Genomic DNA, 18,065 nt, shown 5'->3' with positions numbered 1-18,065 from the left:
CTTAAAATTATGCTGATTGTAATTTCTGCGGAAAAGTTGATCGAGAATGAAGAATCTCAGCTGAAATCGATGTTCGATGCAGGTTTAGAAACACTTCATATTCGTAAACCTGAAGTTTCTTTTGAAGAGCTGAAAACCTGGTTAGAAAACTTTGAGCTGGGATATCGTTCTAAAATGGTGCTGCATCAGCATCACGAATTAGCACGAGAATTTGGGTTGAAAGGGGTTCACCTTCCGGAATATTTCAGAACAAGTCTGAAGGAAACTTTAGAAGATTATGTCAACACATTTCAGCATTTAAAATTTACAGTGAGTACCTCGTTTCATCAAAAAGAAAAGATCTCTAGAACATCGATTTTCGATTACTGTTTTTTGAGTCCGATTTTTAATTCCATCTCTAAAACCGGGTATGTGGGAAAAACGTTTCAAGTCCTGGACATCCAGCAAAAAGTGATCGCGCTTGGCGGGATAGATGCAGCGAAAATTCCACTTGCCTATAATATGGGGTTTTATGGTGTGGCTGTTCTGGGAGCGGTTTGGCTACAGGAAGATCCAATACATAGTTTTATTAAAATTCAGCAACAATATGAGTCAGTTTTCAACTAAACATCCGGTGAATTTACCAAAAGAAATCTCCTGTTTGCATTATATCTCGCAGGGTAAAGATCGCGAGGAACACTTAGCAAATATAACACGTGTTTTAAAGGCAGGTGCAAACTGGATTCAGTTACGAATCAAAGAGATGCCGCAAAAAGAAATACTGAAAACGGCGATTTTGACAAGGGAATTATGCGCCAAATACAAAGCAAAGCTAATTGTAAATGATCATGTAAAAGTAGCGAAAACCTGTAATGCTGACGGAGTTCATTTGGGACAGGAAGATACAGATGTTTTAGAGGCTAGAAAGATTTTAGGAAAGGATAAAATCATTGGCGGAACGGCGAATACGCTTCAGCATTGTTTGGAGCATCTGGAAAACGGAGTTGATTATATTGGTTTGGGGCCTTTACGATTTACTTCCACCAAAAAGGAACTGAGTCCTGTTCTTGGTTTTTCAGGCTATCAAAAATTGATGGCAGAATATTTAAAACAAGAAAATCCGGTTTCGATAATAGCCATTGGCGGGATTGTACTTGATGATATTGAGGCACTTCGAAAAATAGGTTTAAGCGGAGTGGCTGTTTCCAGCTTACTAACGCATTCAAAAGATCCCAAAAATGAAATTCAGCAGATTTTAGATCGCTTTGCTGTGAGAGTTTAGATTTGAGAAAATAGTCAATTTGATGATGTGGTAATGAGCTGATTTGAAAATGAATTGAAGCAAGATTCAGGACTAATTTATTTTGAATGCTAAATGTTGAATTTTAAATGAAGATCTGAAGTCACTCTTGAGAAACGCTTGTCACTTCGAGTGCTTGCGAGGTAAGGAGCAATTGTATCGAGAAGTGGATTTAAGTTTGTATTTAGATTTGAGAAAATAGCCAATTTGATGATGTGGTAATGAGCTGATTTGAAAATGAATTGATTTCAGAATTAAAAATCAAAATATAAAATCCCTCCTTTTGGTGGGGACTAGGGGAATAAAAAATACAAAATGAAAAAACTAAAAATAGCAGATAAAAGCTTTGATTCCCGATTATTTACGGGAACGGGAAAATTCAGTAATTCAGGTTTAATGCGCGAAGCAGTTTTGGCTTCAGAAAGTGAGTTGGTAACCGTGGCGCTCAAAAGAGTTGAAGCGGGCAATACTGAAGATGATATGATTAGTAGCCTAGCGCATGAAAAACTAAGTTTATTGCCGAACACCTCAGGCGTTCGCGATGCCAAAGAGGCTGTTTTTGCAGCCCAGATGGCCAGGGAAGCGCTTGGAACAAACTGGGTGAAAGTCGAAATTCATCCCGATCCTAAATACCTATTGCCAGATGCAGTAGAAACCCTAAAAGCCTGTGAAGAACTGGTGAAACTGGGCTTTGTAGTCATGCCGTATATTCATGCTGATCCGGTGCTGTGTAAGCGTCTCGAAGATGTAGGTACGCAATGTGTAATGCCCTTAGGTGCTCCTATTGGTACTAATAAAGGCTTAAAAACCTTCGATTTTTTAGAAATTATTATCGAACAAAGTAATGTTCCGGTAATTATAGATGCAGGGATTGGGGCTCCCTCACAGGCTGCTTTTGCTATGGAAATGGGAGCCGATGCTGTTTTGGTAAACACCGCAATTGCCGTTTCTAAGAATCCGGTACAAATGGCAAAAGCCTTTAAAATGGCCGTAGAATCCGGGCGAATGGCTTACGAAGCAAAACTTGCCGGAACCGGTAAGATTGCCCAAGCCAGTAGCCCACTAACACAATTTTTATATGAGTAGTTTTAAAACAGTACTTGCGCAGTATGATTGGGATGAGGTTTTGGAAAGTATTCAACACAAAAATGCACAAGATGTAGAGCGTGCTTTAAGTGCTGTAAAACCCGATCTTGAAGATTTTAAAGCCTTGATTTCTCCAGCAGCCAAGCCTTATTTAGAGCCAATGGCTACCAAAAGTAAACTGATTACCAAAAAGCGTTTTGGCAATACCATGCAAATGTACGTGCCAATGTATTTAAGTAACGAATGCCAAAATATCTGTACGTATTGCGGATTTAGTTTAACGAATAAAATTCCGCGGCGCACCTTAACCGATGCTGAAATTTTAAAAGAAGCCGAATTTCTGAAAAAGAAAGGCTACCAGCATATTTTACTGGTTACAGGGGAAGCGAATAGAACGGTGGGCATTGATTATTTGAGTAATGCTGTTCGTCTTTTAACACCACATTTTGTAAATATTTCTATTGAAGTGCAACCGCTGGATCTGGAAGAATACGAACGATTGGTTGACGATGGTTTATATGCCACTCTAGTGTACCAGGAAACTTATCACCGCGAGACCTACAAAATTCATCATCCTAAAGGGAAAAAATCGAATTTTGATTATCGTTTAGAAACACCAGACCGTTTGGGGAAAGCCGGAATTCACAAAATAGGAATTGGGGCTTTATTTGGATTAGAAGATTGGCGTGCCGATAGTTTTTTTACGGCTTTGCACCTTAAATATTTGCAGAAGACTTATTGGAAAACAAAGTATTCGATTTCTTTCCCAAGATTGCGACCTTTTAGCGGCGGTTTAGAACCCAAAGTTGAAATGACCGACCCCGATTTGCTACAATTAATCTGTGCGTATCGAATTTTAGATGAAGATGTAGAATTATCGATTTCTACCCGCGAACAGGAAAAATTTCGCGATCATATTGCGCATTTAGGAATCACCTCGATGAGTGCCGAATCAAAAACCAATCCTGGTGGTTATGTGGTAGAACCACAATCGCTGGAGCAGTTTGAAATTTCAGATGAGCGTAGTACCGAAACGATCGCTACCATGTTAATGAAAAACGGAATCGAACCGGTTTGGAAAGACTGGGAGAAGTTTTAGTTTAGTATTGTTAGTATTTAGAATGGAGTGGAATTAGTTGGGAGCTTTTAGCTTGAAACTGTCTGCTTTTAGGCGTTGGCTTTTCTTCGATGTTCCCTTGCAGGTTGTTGAACATTCCTGTTCATTCCTTTATTTTAATTACTATTTTCCATTTCAAATAAAAAATACCTAAATTGTAAATTATTCGGGGGAAATAAAATATTTTTTGTCTTTAAAAACGTATACTATGAGTGAAAATAAAATCAGTTTGAATACTATTCTTACGCTAGGATTTATCGCTATTTAGTGTATTGCTTGCGATTAATTTGATATTTAAAGATATACTTGGTGATAACTTAAACCCAATCTTAATGATGGGTCTGGGGTATTTCGTAGGATATTATGCTTTTAGAGGCTTACGTATTCCAGGGAATAAATAATTCTAATCTCCGGACTACGATTCAGCATCGCATTTCGATTTAAGAAATTTTATAATCCTTTTTTAAATCCAAATTTTCCTTAAGCGGCACCTTAAAATTCGGCGCTAAGTCTTGTCTCTTGTCTCCTGATTCTTTTCTCTTAACTTTTAACAGCGAGGAGGCTACGCATAATTTTATCAAACTGCTACTTAACTGGAGACTTCGATATAAAATCTTTTGCAAAGAATTGCAGTCTGTCTCCGGTTATCAGCTATTCCGCATCAGGAAACATAAACTTTTCAATTTCTTCAGCATAAAATTTAGGATTTGCACCTTCTTGCGAGGCCACCAGGGCGCCAATCGCGCAGGCATAATTCAATGCTTTTTGAGGCGCTTCTTTTTGTAATAATTTTGAAATCAATGATCCTAAAAAGCTATCACCGGCTCCCACGGTATCTGCTACTTTTATTTTATAACCGCTGTTGTAGTATAATTTTCCTTCAGTAAAAAGAACGGCACCATGACTGCCTTTGGTTACACAGATGGTTTTTGCATTAGTGATTTTAGCCATGTAGCTGAGGTTTTGCTCCAGCGAGTGGAAAGGCGAGTCGAACATCGCCGCGATCTCATATAATTCGTCGTCATTAAATTTAATGAAATCAGCTTTTAAAATAAGGTCTTCTAAAACTTCTTTTTTGTAATGCGGTGGTCTTAGATTGATGTCGAAAACAGAGAATTTTGCATATTGGAGTAATTCATTTAAGGTCTCTCTGCTTTTTTGATCGCGACAAACCAAACTTCCGAAGATAAAAGCATCTGAAGTATTTACTTTTTCGATCATATTTTCAGAAATATCGATTTTATCCCATGCAGCAGGATATTCGATAGTATAAGAAGCTGAACCATTTTTATCGAGCTCTACATTTACTACACCGGTAGGGAAATCTGGAGTTTTAGCAACTAAAGAATGATCTATTTTTCTGGATTTTAGGTATTCCAATAAATTTTTTCCCTTTTCATCCTGGCCAACACTACTAATCATCGAGGTGTCAATTCCGTTGGCGCTTAGGCGGGAAGCAACATTTAAAGGTGCTCCCCCAATTTTTTCTGAATTAGGGAAAATATCATATAAAATTTCTCCAAAAGAGACTGCTTTTAGCTTTTGTGTCATTTTAGTTCCAAATTTCGTTAGCTGCAGTTAATATTAAAGGAAGACCATCGGTGACCATAATAGTATGTTCATGTTGTGTTACATAACCACCTTTGTTTCCAATAAGTGTCCAGCCATCATTTTGCTCTACTGCTATGGTCGATTTTGTAGCGATAAAAGTTTCTATGGCTACAGTGGTATTTTTTTTGAAGCGTTCCCGATTGCTTTTAATTCTATAATTTAGAATGTTTTCGGGCTTTTCGTGTAAACTTCTACCCACCCCGTGTCCTGCTAAATTTCTAATGACCTTAAATCCAGACTTTTTCGCTTCAGTTTCCATTAAATAGCCTATATCTGCGATTTTCACTCCGCCTTTAATTTGACTTATCGCTTTTTGCAGAATATTCTTCGAAGCATCTACCAGAGGTTGGTGATTATTGAGATCTTTTCCAATAATAAAAGAACCTCCATTATCTGCCCAGAATCCATTTAATTCTGCGGACACGTCGATATTTATTAAATCGCCTTCCTTTAGAATTTTATTTTTTGACGGAATACCGTGGGCAGCTTCGTTATTTACACTAATGCAGGTATAACCGGGAAACCCATAAGTTTCGAAAGGTGCCGATTTTGCACCATAACTTTTAAGAATTTCACCACCATAATCGTCCAGTTCTTTGGTAGAAATTCCAGGTTTTGTAAATGCTCTCATTAGTTTAAGTGTAATTGCAACAACTTCACTAATCTTTTTCATTCCGTTTAATTCTGCTTCAGTGCTTATGGACATGGATTTTAATTCGAATAGTTATTAATTAAAATTGAATTCGTTGGCTTCAATATCGATTACAGGAACACCTTCATTAATCTTTAAACTGGTATAAGGCTGCTTGGGAAAGAAGATCTCGGTCATTACTGTTTCTCCATCATCATAAAAAACTTCGATGCTCATATTATCTAAAATCATGTTTACTTGTAAGGAATCTGAAGTCGATATTCTTCTTCCGGTAGATATGGTAGAAGCAAATTCCTTTCCGAAGTCAGTAATTCCAGATTCAGATCGATCAATATAAAACTCGTTTTCTGCTTTTTTAAATCCAAATTTAAAATGATCGCCACTATCATTACTTAAAGATAAATGAACATCTTTGGTGATCTTGGGAATTAAAAAAGAAACCTGTGCTTTGGTAAGATCAAGCTCGTTGGTATCGATTATTGCATGATCCTCGTCGGTTACCTTCCATTTGGTGATCGTTTCACCAATATATTTTTCAAGTTCTTTAACCGGGGTAGATGTGATAATATACTTATCATCTTCTTTTTTTAGCGTTAATTTTCGTGCAATTGTCATGGCGCTTCTCCATGTTTCAGTAGGAACTTCCTGAGCATAAAGCCAGTTAGACATCCAGCCCATAAATAAAGTCCGGCCATCTTCTTTTGGAATATTAGACCATGTAACTCCGGCATAATTATCTTTTCCAAAATCCAGCCAGTAAGGATGGTCTATGTTTTTTCCATGAAGATCGGCTTCAGGAGTAAAGTTCTTACCATCCCAATTACCCACAAAATATTGCGTGGCCGAGCCGCCATTGTATCCGCCGGGATTAGTACTTTGAATAAGCACCCATTTGGTTTCTTCGCTGTTTTCTACTTTCATAGGGAAGAAATCGGGGCATTCCCAAACGCCGTCCTGTGCTGCGTAATTTTCACCAAATTCCGATACCTTTTTCCAGTCTTTTAAATTTTCTGAAGTGTAAAAATAGGCACGGTCTTTAGCCGAAAGCACCATTAACCATTGATTGTTTGCTTCATCCCAGTTCATTTTAGGGTCCCTGAAATCTTGTAATTCGGGATTCTTAATTACCGGGTTTTCTTTGTATTTTGTCCAGGTTTTTCCTTCATCCAGGCTATAAGCAATAGCCTGCGATTGATAATCGATTCGGCCTTCTTCAGCAGCCTTCGCATCATGATAGGTAAACATGGCTACAACTGGCGGAGTGGTGCCATCTCCAAAGCCCGAAGTGTTATTGTGATCTACAACCGCACTCCCGCTAAAAATATAGCCTTTTTCATCGGGAAAAAGAGCGATGTCCTGTTCTTTCCAGGTAATCATGTCTTTACTGGTAGCGTGTCCCCAGTGCATTGGTCCCCATTTATTATCTTCTGGATAATACTGAAAGAATAAATGATACGTACCGTTTAAGTAAAACATTCCATTAGGATCATTCATCCAGTTTTCTTTTGGAGAGAAATGAAAGGAAGGTCGAAAATCCTCATCGGTTTGGATTGATGCGGTTTTGTTTTTACTTTTTTCTTGATCCTGAGTATTGTTTTTACAGGAGGCTAAAAATAATAAAGCTATAAGAGCTGCAAGTCTCAAAATTGTCATAGAATATCAGAATTAATATTAAAAAGCAGCTAGCGGTTAAGATTATATAAAAATAGAGAAAATTTTACTGATTTTCCTAATGATTATGTCAATCGATAATTAGTTAAAAAATTTAAGATCAATTTTCTCAAAATAATACACTATAAATGAATGTATGTTCAAAAAACAAAATGGCCTACTAAAAATAGCAGACCTTTGTACCAGTAAGGGAATTATAAAAATGATTTTTAGAGGCATTTAGGCAAATAATTATTCTTGTTTCTGGAAGCTTAGTGGCCTATAACTATTTTGTATGGGTAATCTTTTTTAAACGGTGAACAAAAACATAATAAGTAAGCAGTAAAATTACAATCCATCCACAGCTAATGACCAGTATTCCTGTAGATGACGTATGGTAACGGGACACCAGTTGTACATACATGCTTATGATTAGAAGGATATATATACCCCAATTTACAAACTTCCATTTACCCAATATTGAGATTTGCTTCTTTTTTCTTTGTAACGCCTTGCGTTTTAGGGTAATCCATATTCCGGTTAATATCAATGAAGAAATGCCTAAACCTATAAAAAACCAGATAATCTTTGTGGTTAGTCCTCCCCAGTATCCAAAATGAAGTGGATCGGCAATATCATTTATCCACATGATATTACTTATATTTTTAGCATTTTGGATCTTTACTACTTTGTAGTTGTATGGGTTTATATAAACCCTATTAGCACGTTGACGAACCAGCGGAACATCAGAGTTGCCCCTAACATACACAGGCTCATTCTTTGTATTGGGGATGTTTATACCTTCTGGCTTAAAATAAGGAATTGCTTTTTGGGCTACCTGGGTGATACGGTCATAGTCAATAGTATAGGTAAGATTAATACTATCGTTATTTGCATTGCTATATTCCAGCTTTGGAGGTTTAAGGTTTACTGCGGTGCGTACATCGGCAATATTGGTCCGTTCTATAAAATACCATATTCCGGTAGCTGAAAACAGAATGGAAAACGGAATAGACCATAATCCCACGAGCCGGTGAAGACTTCTGAAAAACACCAACGGGCCTTTTGTTGTTTCGAGTTTAAATAATTTTCTCCACCATTTTTTGTAAAAGCATAAAGCCGTTAAAAAGGAAATCAGCAACAAAAAAGCAAAGCTCAATACCACTAAATAGCCAAATTGATAAAAAGGCATAAATAAAAAATAGTGAAGATCCCTGAAAAAGCGTTGAAAGGTAAGGTTGGCATTTCCCTGTATTTTTCCTGTATATGGGTTGGCGAAGACATAGGTTTGCCTGCCATCCACCTTTGTATAGATGATATCACATAAATAAGGTTCTTCTGCCCGCATCCAATAGGAAATCTGAGCATTGGGATATTGCTTTTTGAGATTACTGATAATGGTATTTCTCGAGGCAAATTCTTTTTGGGGTTTAGCCCTGATCTCAGAAATAAACAACCAGTCCATCTCGTGGCTAAGGGTTGCCATAGTACCTGAAAAGCATACTATAAAAAATAGTATGCTTAACTTGGTACCAATCCAACTATGAATTTTAAATAACTTTTTCTTTGATAATTTCAATGCTAGAAAGTATATGAAACGGTTGACATAATGTTTCGAGGTCTACCCGGGAAGGCACGCAAGAAATCGTAACCACCTACCCAATGTGTTTTGTCAAATACATTATTAATATTTAATTGTATCTGGAATTTATTCACTTTATAATAGATAGCGGTATTAAACAATCCATAACTAGGAAAAACCGGGATCAACTCTGGGTCTCTCACAATAGATCCGTTTCTTTCGCCTACATAATCGTAACCAAGTCCAAATCCTAATCCATTTAAATCTCCATGATCAATGATATATTTTGACCAAAAATTGAAGGTATTTCTGGGGGCGTTGGGTTTTTGATTACCAAAAGTGGCGAGTGTAGATTCATCGGCTTCGGTAAAATAAGCGTGGTTATATGCATAATTCATAATCACACTCCAGTTGGGCATAATCTGACCGTAAATGTCAACTTCAACACCTTCTGATTTTTCTTCCCCAATTTGCTTTAGTAAATCAGAGTTACTGGAATCATTAGCATTGTATAAAGCGCCTTTCTGGCTTAGGGAATAAACAGCTAAAGTAGCGCTTAGGCGTTTATTGAACCACTCTGTTTTTATCCCAGCTTCAAACAATTCACTGGTCAAAGGATCAAAAGGCCCTCCGGCTTCAGGATTATTGATAGTGGTGGCCGTTTGCGGTTGGTAACCCTTTACCCAGGTGCCGTAAAAGTTAACATTTGGTTTAAGCTTGTATACCATTCCGATTCGTGGTATAAATTTATCCTGACTAATTTTTTCTTCTTCAGCAGTTTCATAGTTTAGATAATCGGTAAAGTCATCGTAGCGTAGCCCCACCAAAAGATTAAACTTTTTGTATTGAAATTGGTTTTGTAGATAAATACCATTTCCGGTTTGTTTGTACCGGTCATAATTTCTAATACCATACACATAATTGCTCATGTCGCGCATAGCGTTTCCGTTGGTAGAAGTCAGATCAAAAGGCGCTACATTGGCTACAGGGTTGCCATTTTCGTCAAGTACATAATTATCTTTTTTGGCAACATTGAAGGAATTCGTTGCCTTACCATTTTTTAAAAGATAAGCGTTGGCCTCTAGTTGAGATCCTCCCGGCTCCAGCTCCTGTTGAAAATAATCATAGCCCACCAAAAACTTGTTCTCTATGGCTCCAAGGTTAAAATCAACATTAAGGTAATTGGTAAAGTTTTGGTTGTTCCATGAGCGCTTACGATTAAATACGCGCATAGCTACTTTCGTAATATCATAAGAGCCGTCACCAAGGGCCAAAAAATTGTTGGCCGTTCTATGCTCTAACAAATCTTCATCGTAACCAGAATTCATATACGAACTATTAAAACTGATGTGTTCATTGAATTTATGCTGAAATGATAAAGTTACATTTAGATTTTGTTCGTTCAGGTAATCATTTTCTGCACTTAAGGAAGTAGTTATTGGTGTAGAGTAGAGGTCGCCATCACCAAAAACGGCTTGTCCACGATCCAGTCGTCCTTTATTGTCCTGGTAGACTACATCTAAATTTAAACGTGTTTTTTCGTTAGGGATAAAAGAGAACGAAGGTGCCACAACAATATTTTTGTTGAATTGCAAATCCCTGAAACCATCGGTATTTTGGTATCCTAAGTTTAGACGGTATAAAAGCTTTTTGTCTTTGCTCATTGGGCCGGTAAAGTCGCTTAACAACCTAAACGTATTAAAACTACCCATACTGGCACTTATAGATTGTTTAGTGGTTTGTAGCGGTTTTTTTGTAACGGTATTTATTGTTCCGCCTGGGGATGCATTTCCAAACAAGGCAGAAGCAGGCCCTTTAATAACTTCTACTCGTTCGACATGGGGAATAATCTGCTGACTCCAAAAACTGGTCATCATTCGGGAGCCGTTTAAAAGCATACTACTATTTCGTTGTCCCTGAACTCTAAATCCTCTAATTGTTAAGTCGTTATAAAAAGAAAACTGGTTAACACCACTAACATTCTTCACCACATCGTTCACGGTAAAGGCTGCCTGATCTAAGATAACCTCTTTAGTGACGTAGCTTACGGCCTGCGGTACGTCGATAAGCGGCGTAGCTGATTTAGTACCAATAAAAGAGGTGGTGTTCTTGTAGTTACGTTCTTTCCTACCGATAATCTCTACCCCTTGCAACTGGGTGGCCGATTCATTTAATAGGAAGTCTAGTTCAGCTTTTGTTCCTTCCTTTACAGTGATTGATTTATTTATAGATTCATATCCCAGATAGGAAGCTTTTATAGTGTATTTGCCAGGGGCAAGATTCTTAAGTTCGTAGTGTCCGTTCTTATTGGTCATAGCACCTGTGCTGGAGTTTAGTACAAATACATTGGCATTATGAATTGGAGTTCCCGAATCGGAAAAAACTTTTCCGTGAATGGAAATATTCTGACCATAGGCCGTGTTAAATAGTGCTAGTAAAAAGAAGTAGAGAAAGTAATTTTTTTTCATTTTGAATTTTATTTAAAACAATTCTAAATAATCGGTTGCGAATTTAAAACGAACTTACTTTTATCACAAATTTTAATTAGATTAATTTTAAATAAAGTTTAGGTATGCTCTAATCCCTGCTCGATGAGTTTGAGAAATAACAGGAAAATAGAGGTCACAGCTATGTAAGATATGAAGATAACTTTAGTACTAATATTGGGAAGTAAACTCTTCGCGAAAAGATTAGGTAAGATTATCTAAGATTTTTGTGTGGTGGATTCAGGGCTTCCAATCAATAGAATGAAAAGCGGAATACGCAGACCTTCAATCTTTCTGGTGGTGTGAGGGGTGCTACTCCGTCATTCGATGGCGGAGCCATCCACTTGATTGGGGCATTGTGTTATTGTTATTCAGTTCTACTTTCTGTTTTGATATATCCTACAACGAATGGTTCCTTGTCTTCAATTTGAAAATCTAAAGTTGACCAGTGGTCAATAATTACTGATGTTTTTATTAAGGTTAAAGCATCCTCATCACTTAATTCAATTCCATCTTCTGTTTCTTCCATTTATCAGGATGTTCTTCTAATCTTCTTTTCGCCTCTTCTTCGGTAACCTCCTTAACGTCAACGATGAGCTCATTTTCATACCAATTAGGATTGGTCTTCTACCTCATTTTGAACGTTACTAAACTTACAAACTAGAAATCTATTTTTGAGGAACTCGCTGAAGGATGTGTATATCGGTACACCTTGATTAAATTATATTCTTAAAATCGTAAAAACCCAGATTGTAGAATTGATCCCTATTTTCAATATCTTCGGTTTCTCCGATATAGTATTGATCAACTTTCTGCGAATAAATAATATAAACAAAATGCATCATGGAAGATAACAAAAAAGCCACACTAAAACTAGTGTGGCTTTTTGCTCCCCCTCTTGGGCTCGAACCAAGGACCCTCTGATTAACAGTCAGATGCTCTAACCAACTGAGCTAAGGAGGAATTTGCAATCAATTTTGCGGATGCAAATATAACGGAATTTTTAATTATCACTAAATAATATTCAAAAAAATAAAGCAGTATTTTAAATAAAATTGAATTTGGAAAAAATAATTGTGCTATGAGTCTGAAAATCCATGGTTTATATATTTATATCAAAAATGTAAATATTGCAAGTCAACCAGATGTTGATGCTATAGTAAATGCCGCAAATGCTAAACTCCCTCCGGGGGCATCAATGCGATTTACAAAATCGGGAAATAAACTTTAGAAAAACGACAAACCTGAAGATAGAATATTCTATCAGTATATTATAAAACTCACTGAAAACATAAAATCAAGTAGGTGTTATACCTGAAATTTCAACAGGAATTTTCTGTTATTCCAAAATTAATGCCGTTGAATTGGTTTTTAATACAATTTTGACGGAAGCAGAAGGGTTAAAACACTTGCAAAGGCTTAAATTTGTATTGTTCAGTACTGAAGATTTAGAATTTTATAAAGATCGATTGGCTGAAATTTAATTAACGATGTGGATAAACTGCATAGTTCATTAAAAAAATAAATCTTGATTATCGATTTACAAAACCAACCTCTTATGTTTGATTTTACGGCAACCTATACCGATCAATACCAACTTGCGATGTCGCAGGTTTATTTTAAAAATGGAAAACGAAACACCAAAGCCGTTTTTGATTATTATTTCAGAAAAATTCCGTACGGAAGTGGTTTTGCCATTTTTGCAGGGTTAGAAGATTTACTGGAAATTATTACAAATCTTCGGTTTAGTAAGGAAGATATTCAATTTTTAAAGCAATACGATTTTGAGGATGATTTTTTAGAATATCTCAAGAATTTTAAATTTTCAGGAAATATTTACTCGGTACAGGAAGGGGATGTAGTTTTTCCAACCCGACCTGTTTTACAGGTGGAAGCCAATTTAATCGAAGCTCAGATTATCGAAACGATTTTATTGAATTTATTAAACTTTCAAACCCTTATAGCAACCAAAGCCAGTAGAATGCGATTGGTGTCTCGAGAGCGGACTTTGCTTGATTTTGGATTGCGACGTGCACAGGGTCCTGGCGGTTATTACGCTACGCGAGCGGCCATGATTGGCGGTTTTAACGGGACCAGTAATGTCATTGCCGGTCGGGATTTGGATATTCCGGTTTCTGGAACGATGGCGCATTCGTTTGTGCAGAGTTATGATGATGAGCTTACTGCTTTTAGGGAATTCGCCAGAGGACGGCCTAAAGCTTGTGTGCTTTTGGTGGATACCTATGATACTTTAAAAAGTGGTGTTCCCAATGCGATTACAGTGGCAAAGGAAATGGAAGAACAAGGCCAAAAATTAATGGCTATTCGTTTAGATAGCGGAGATTTGGCATATTTGGGTAAAAGAGCGCGACAACTTTTAGATGCTGCAGGTCTCGAATATGTGAAAATTGCGGCTTCAAATCAATTAGATGAATTTGTGATTAAAAGTTTACAGGAACAGGATGCGCCAATCGATATTTACGGAGTGGGAACAAATCTTGTGATTGGCAAACCTGATGCAGCTTTAGATGGTGTGTACAAGCTCACATTTTCAGACGGAAAGCCAAGAATCAAAATTTCAGAAAGTTTGATTAAAACCACTTTGCCGCATCGAAAGCAGGTATACCGAATGAAAGATAAAAACGGAGAGTGTGCAGGAATCGATGTAATTGTGATGGAAAACGAAAATGATACTGAACTGTCTAAAGTTTTTCACCCGTCAGAACCTTACAAGTTTTTAGATGTTTCCGCTTACCAAAAAGAAGCATTATTGCAACCAGTAATGGAAAATGGCATAATGAAAATCAAAAAAAGAACACTTTCTGAAATTGCGGCATACAGCAAATCGAGATTGGCAGAATTACCACTTGAGTATAAACGCTTTAACAATCCGCATATTTATAAAGTCAGTATCTCAGAAAAATTAAAGGCAGAAAGGGATCGATTAATTAGCGAACATAAAATGTAAAATGGCATGAAGGCTTTACTTCTTATAGACGTACAAAACGATTTTATGCCTGGCGGCGCCTTAGCCGTTCCCGATGGCGATAAGATTGTACCAATAATTAATAAAATTCAGCATCAATTCGATTTAGTGCTTGCTACCCAGGACTGGCATCCGGCGGGACATGCCAGTTTTGCCAGCACCCATCATAAAAACCTTTATGAGGTAATTGATTTAAACGGAATCGATCAGGTCATGTGGCCGGATCATTGTGTGCAGGGTAGTAGGGGTGCCGATTTTCATCCTAAGCTGAAATTGAATAAAATCGAAGCGATTTTTAGAAAAGGTACCGATCCTGAAATTGATAGTTACAGTGGGTTTTATGATAATGCTCATTTAAAATCTACTGGTTTAAGTGGCTATTTAAAAGAAAAAGGAGTAACCGAGCTATATTTTGCCGGTCTGGCCGGTGATTTTTGTGTAGCTTTTAGTGTTAAGGATGCTTTAGCTGAAGGTTTTGCAGCTTTTTTAATTGAAGATGCCACATGCGCTATAGATGCTACAGGTTTTGAAAAAGCAAAAGCTGGAATTGTTGAAAAAGGAGGGAAGATATTATATGCAGATGAGGTATAGGATATTTTTTATATTCATTGTTTTTTTGAGCTTTTTCAGTTGTAAAAACGATACTTCTACCAAAGTTGAAACTGAAGTAACATCTATGGATCCTTATATGGCTCCATCAGACAGCATTCCCGAGCGCACCTCTGCTGCGGCATTAGATTTAAAAAAGTATCAACTTTTTATAGATACTACAAAGACTTCGGTTTTTTATCAGCAATTAGATTCGGTGATCACTTCCGAAGTAAGAAAACATGAAAATTCTATATTTAAACTGGTTGAGATTAAAAAATATAACGATCAGTTTTTACTTTACGAGCCTTGCGACGGTACTATTCCGCGTTATTACATTTCTAAAGGGGCTATAGATATTTACGGCCAGAACGAAAATATTCATTTTAAATTAAAGGATTTTATGCTGAGTGCAGGAAATCAGGTGTTGTTTAAAGATGAAAGGGACCGTAGCTTAAGTCTTAAGGAAGTAAATGAGAAGGTGATCCGGTTAAAGTACGGTGATTCACGTGCGGTATATGTTACTAAAATCGAAAATATTCCGCAATTTGAAATGATGGTAAATAACTGTTTTGGCCAAAAAATAAAGGAGTTCGATAAATTTCAGGAATGAATTGCCTAAGGATGGTTTTATTCATTCTGTAAGAAGCTTTCTAAAAATTGAGATAGTGAATATATCCAAAGTTTAGCCAAATGGTCCAGTCGTTCGATTTATTTTGCGGCCCTTGTACATTTAAGCCTTCAATGTAATCACTGCCATAATACTGCCATTTAATTTCAGCCACTAAATCACTATTTCTTCCCAGTCGATAGCGCGTGCCTCCCCCAAACACGAAATTATAGGTGAACCCGCTATCTAAATTAAGTCCCCCCTGAAAAGCAGGGAATAAGACTCTAGGATTATCGATGGGTCCAAGATCACTGTACGCATCAGGGATGTAGTAAACTGCATGTATGCCTGCGGTGATATATGGAGAAAAGCGTTCTGAAAAAATCAGAAACTCCCTAATTTGGGTAAAGTGCCATTCCAGTTGCGTACCTATTTCGAATATATTGGTTTCACCGTGCATAGCTCTTAGCATTTCTCCCCTGGGGTTGTTTTGGTAAGAAATAGGGCCGTAATGGTTTAAGTAAGAATGAAAATAATCTATTTCTGTTCTTACCCTAAAAAAGTCTTTAAAATAGCTTGTGCGGTAATTATTCCCGGTGTATACAAAATTCATGTAATGCTGAAATCCTACCCCAAAACCGGTGTTGTAATAAAAGTTTCTAAATTCACCGCGTTGTCCATAATCGGAAGTAATAGCTGCCGGCCCGGCAGTAACTCCTATTTCGTGCAATACCTGCCCAAAAGAATAAGGAGATGAAATGCATAAAAAACCGATTAAAAATATGATACGAATCCGCTTCAATACAGGGGTTTAAAGGATTTATAGGCAAATATATAAAAAGAAGATTAGGTATTTTTAAATTGAGTTTTTCTTTTTTTTAATGAAATTCAATAGAAAGTTAATATTGTATGAAAAACTAAAATTTTATCGATAATTTTTATATATCTCATATATTTGCACCTCGAAAAAACATTTTTTTTAAACAAACTTAAGCGACGCCTTATGGAAAAAAATATACAGGATTTCTTGGATAAAGTGTCTAAAAGAAATCAAAATGAACCCGAATTTTTACAAGCGGTTCATGAAGTTGCTGAAACCATAATACCTTTTATTGAACAAAATAAAAAATATCAAAACGCTAAATTATTAGAGCGTATGGTAGAGCCAGAGCGTGTAATCATGTTCAGAGTATCTTGGTTAGACGATGAAGGTAACATTCAGATTAATCGCGGTTATCGTGTACAAATGAATTCGGCCATCGGACCATACAAAGGAGGTCTGCGTTTTCATCCATCGGTAAATTTAAGTATTCTTAAGTTTTTGGCTTTTGAGCAAACCTTTAAGAATAGTCTTACAACCTTACCTATGGGTGGAGGTAAAGGAGGTTCAGATTTTGATCCAAAAGGAAAGTCGGATAATGAAGTAATGCGTTTTTGCCAAAGTTTTATGCTAGAGCTTAGCAAGCACATAGGGCATAACACTGATGTTCCTGCCGGAGATATTGGAGTGGGAGCACGTGAAGTTGGGTATATGTTTGGCCAGTACAAAAGATTACGAAACGAATTCACCGGAATTTTAACCGGAAAAGGATTGTCTTACGGTGGATCTTTAATTCGTCCAGAAGCAACTGGTTACGGTAACGTATATTTTACCCAGAATATGCTAAAGACCAAAGGAGAAAAACTGCAAGGTAAGACGGTGGTTATTTCTGGTTCTGGTAACGTGGCCCAGTACGCTGCAGAAAAAGCAATAGAGCTTGGCGCTAAAGTGGTAACCATGTCTGATTCTGGTGGATATATTTATGATGAAGAAGGAATCGATGCAGACAAACTTCAATTTATCATGGAGCTTAAGAACGAAAAACGAGGCAGGATCAATGAGTATACCCAGAAATATACCGATGCCAAGTTTTACGCAGATAAATCTCCGTGGGAAGTGAAATGCGATGTTGCATTGCCATGTGCTACACAAAACGAATTAGAAGAAGCTGATGCTAAGAAATTAGTAGAGAACGGTTGTATGTGTGTTGGAGAAGGAGCAAACATGCCATGTACACCAGAGGCAGTAGAAGTCTTTCGTGATGCTAAAATTTTATTCTCTCCTGGTAAAGCATCTAACGCGGGTGGGGTGGCCACTTCTGGACTGGAAATGACACAAAATTCATTGCGTTATAATTGGACCTCTGAAGAGGTTGATAATAAACTTCACGAAATCATGAACGATATTCATGAAAAATGTGTGGAATACGGTTGTGATGAAGATGGTTATGTAGATTACGTAAAAGGCGCAAATATTGCCGGCTTTGTTAAAGTGGCCGATGCCATGTTAGCTCAAGGTGTGGTATAAATCCTGATCTACATAAATAAGATAAAGCCGCTTGTAAAAGCGGCTTTTTTTATACCTTCCGTCACCAAAAT

General features: G+C 37.1%; 17 protein-coding genes and 1 tRNA gene. 9 read left to right on the top strand and 9 right to left on the bottom strand.

Features of this window, described 5'->3' with window-relative positions:
* Positions 1-9 precede the first annotated feature (9 nt).
* The 4 genes from QZ620_RS01835 to thiH all read left to right on the top strand — a co-directional run bounded on the left by QZ620_RS01835 (position 10) and on the right by thiH (position 3,464).
* A complete protein-coding gene (locus QZ620_RS01835) occupies positions 10-606 on the top strand; it encodes a thiamine phosphate synthase (RefSeq protein WP_295178477.1) in 597 nt (198 codons plus the stop codon).
* A complete protein-coding gene (locus QZ620_RS01830) occupies positions 587-1,261 on the top strand; it encodes a thiamine phosphate synthase (protein WP_295178474.1) in 675 nt (224 codons plus the stop codon). The genes QZ620_RS01835 and QZ620_RS01830 overlap by 20 nt, the downstream gene beginning before the upstream one ends.
* A gap of 333 nt (positions 1,262-1,594) precedes the next feature.
* A complete protein-coding gene (locus QZ620_RS01825; RefSeq protein WP_295178471.1) occupies positions 1,595-2,365 on the top strand; it encodes a thiazole synthase in 771 nt (256 codons plus the stop codon).
* Positions 2,358-3,464, top strand: a complete 1,107-nt coding sequence (thiH, locus tag QZ620_RS01820) for a 2-iminoacetate synthase ThiH (protein ID WP_295178468.1) — start codon at positions 2,358-2,360, stop codon at positions 3,462-3,464. Before QZ620_RS01825 ends, thiH begins: the two co-directional genes overlap by 8 nt.
* A gap of 669 nt (positions 3,465-4,133) precedes the next feature.
* Here thiH and QZ620_RS01815 read toward each other — a convergent pair.
* From QZ620_RS01815 to QZ620_RS01785, 8 genes are all read right to left on the bottom strand, one after another.
* Positions 4,134-5,033: a carbohydrate kinase gene (locus QZ620_RS01815; protein ID WP_295178466.1), complete on the bottom strand. Its 900-nt coding sequence runs from the start codon at positions 5,031-5,033 to the stop codon at positions 4,134-4,136.
* A gap of 1 nt (position 5,034) precedes the next feature.
* Positions 5,035-5,799: a type I methionyl aminopeptidase gene (map, locus tag QZ620_RS01810; protein ID WP_295178464.1), complete on the bottom strand. Its 765-nt coding sequence runs from the start codon at positions 5,797-5,799 to the stop codon at positions 5,035-5,037.
* Positions 5,800-5,820: 21 nt separating this feature from the next.
* Positions 5,821-7,398, bottom strand: coding sequence for a glycoside hydrolase family 32 protein (locus QZ620_RS01805; protein WP_228252086.1), 1,578 nt, complete (start codon positions 7,396-7,398; stop codon positions 5,821-5,823).
* 283 nt (positions 7,399-7,681) lie between these two features.
* The gene (locus tag QZ620_RS01800; protein WP_295178460.1) at positions 7,682-8,974 is read right to left on the bottom strand and encodes a PepSY domain-containing protein; all 1,293 of its coding nucleotides are present in this window, start codon (positions 8,972-8,974) and stop codon (positions 7,682-7,684) included.
* A 2-nt stretch (positions 8,975-8,976) separates the two neighbouring features.
* Positions 8,977-11,445 carry a TonB-dependent receptor gene (locus QZ620_RS01795; RefSeq protein WP_295178458.1) on the bottom strand — a complete coding sequence of 823 codons (2,469 nt, stop codon included), beginning with the start codon at positions 11,443-11,445 and terminating at the stop codon, positions 8,977-8,979.
* Positions 11,446-11,830: 385 nt separating this feature from the next.
* On the bottom strand, positions 11,831-11,992 hold the full coding sequence (locus QZ620_RS01790; protein ID WP_295178456.1) for a hypothetical protein: 162 nt from the start codon (positions 11,990-11,992) through the stop codon (positions 11,831-11,833).
* A gap of 187 nt (positions 11,993-12,179) precedes the next feature.
* Complete coding sequence (locus QZ620_RS13830) at positions 12,180-12,305, bottom strand: GIY-YIG nuclease family protein (RefSeq protein WP_366935414.1); 126 nt, start codon at positions 12,303-12,305, stop codon at positions 12,180-12,182.
* Between the two features lie 47 nt (positions 12,306-12,352).
* A tRNA-Asn gene (locus QZ620_RS01785) sits at positions 12,353-12,426 on the bottom strand.
* Positions 12,427-12,544: 118 nt separating this feature from the next.
* Here QZ620_RS01785 and QZ620_RS01780 point away from each other — a divergent pair.
* From QZ620_RS01780 to QZ620_RS01765, 4 genes are all read left to right on the top strand, one after another.
* Positions 12,545-12,694 carry a hypothetical protein gene (locus tag QZ620_RS01780; protein ID WP_272958858.1) on the top strand — a complete coding sequence of 50 codons (150 nt, stop codon included), beginning with the start codon at positions 12,545-12,547 and terminating at the stop codon, positions 12,692-12,694.
* A 327-nt stretch (positions 12,695-13,021) separates the two neighbouring features.
* On the top strand, positions 13,022-14,431 hold the full coding sequence (locus QZ620_RS01775) for a nicotinate phosphoribosyltransferase (RefSeq protein ID WP_295178453.1): 1,410 nt from the start codon (positions 13,022-13,024) through the stop codon (positions 14,429-14,431).
* Positions 14,432-14,437: 6 nt separating this feature from the next.
* On the top strand, positions 14,438-15,040 hold the full coding sequence (pncA, locus tag QZ620_RS01770) for a bifunctional nicotinamidase/pyrazinamidase (RefSeq protein WP_295178451.1): 603 nt from the start codon (positions 14,438-14,440) through the stop codon (positions 15,038-15,040).
* Between the two features lie 25 nt (positions 15,041-15,065).
* Entirely contained in the window at positions 15,066-15,650 is a 585-nt protein-coding gene (locus QZ620_RS01765; protein ID WP_295178448.1) for a hypothetical protein, read from the top strand.
* A gap of 40 nt (positions 15,651-15,690) precedes the next feature.
* Here the strand turns inward: QZ620_RS01765 and QZ620_RS01760 are convergent, their stop codons facing one another.
* Entirely contained in the window at positions 15,691-16,449 is a 759-nt protein-coding gene (locus QZ620_RS01760; protein ID WP_013069673.1) for a hypothetical protein, read from the bottom strand.
* Positions 16,450-16,650: 201 nt separating this feature from the next.
* Here QZ620_RS01760 and gdhA point away from each other — a divergent pair, with 201 nt between their 5' ends.
* Positions 16,651-17,994 carry an NADP-specific glutamate dehydrogenase gene (gdhA, locus tag QZ620_RS01755; protein WP_272958856.1) on the top strand — a complete coding sequence of 448 codons (1,344 nt, stop codon included), beginning with the start codon at positions 16,651-16,653 and terminating at the stop codon, positions 17,992-17,994.
* The last annotated feature ends 71 nt before the right edge of the window (positions 17,995-18,065 follow it).

Source organism: uncultured Christiangramia sp. (genome assembly GCF_913046405.1).
GTDB classification, from domain to species: domain Bacteria; phylum Bacteroidota; class Bacteroidia; order Flavobacteriales; family Flavobacteriaceae; genus Christiangramia; species Christiangramia marina.
The sequence above is the reverse complement of the archived record's forward strand: the minus strand, read 5'-3'. Positions and strand labels throughout refer to the sequence as shown.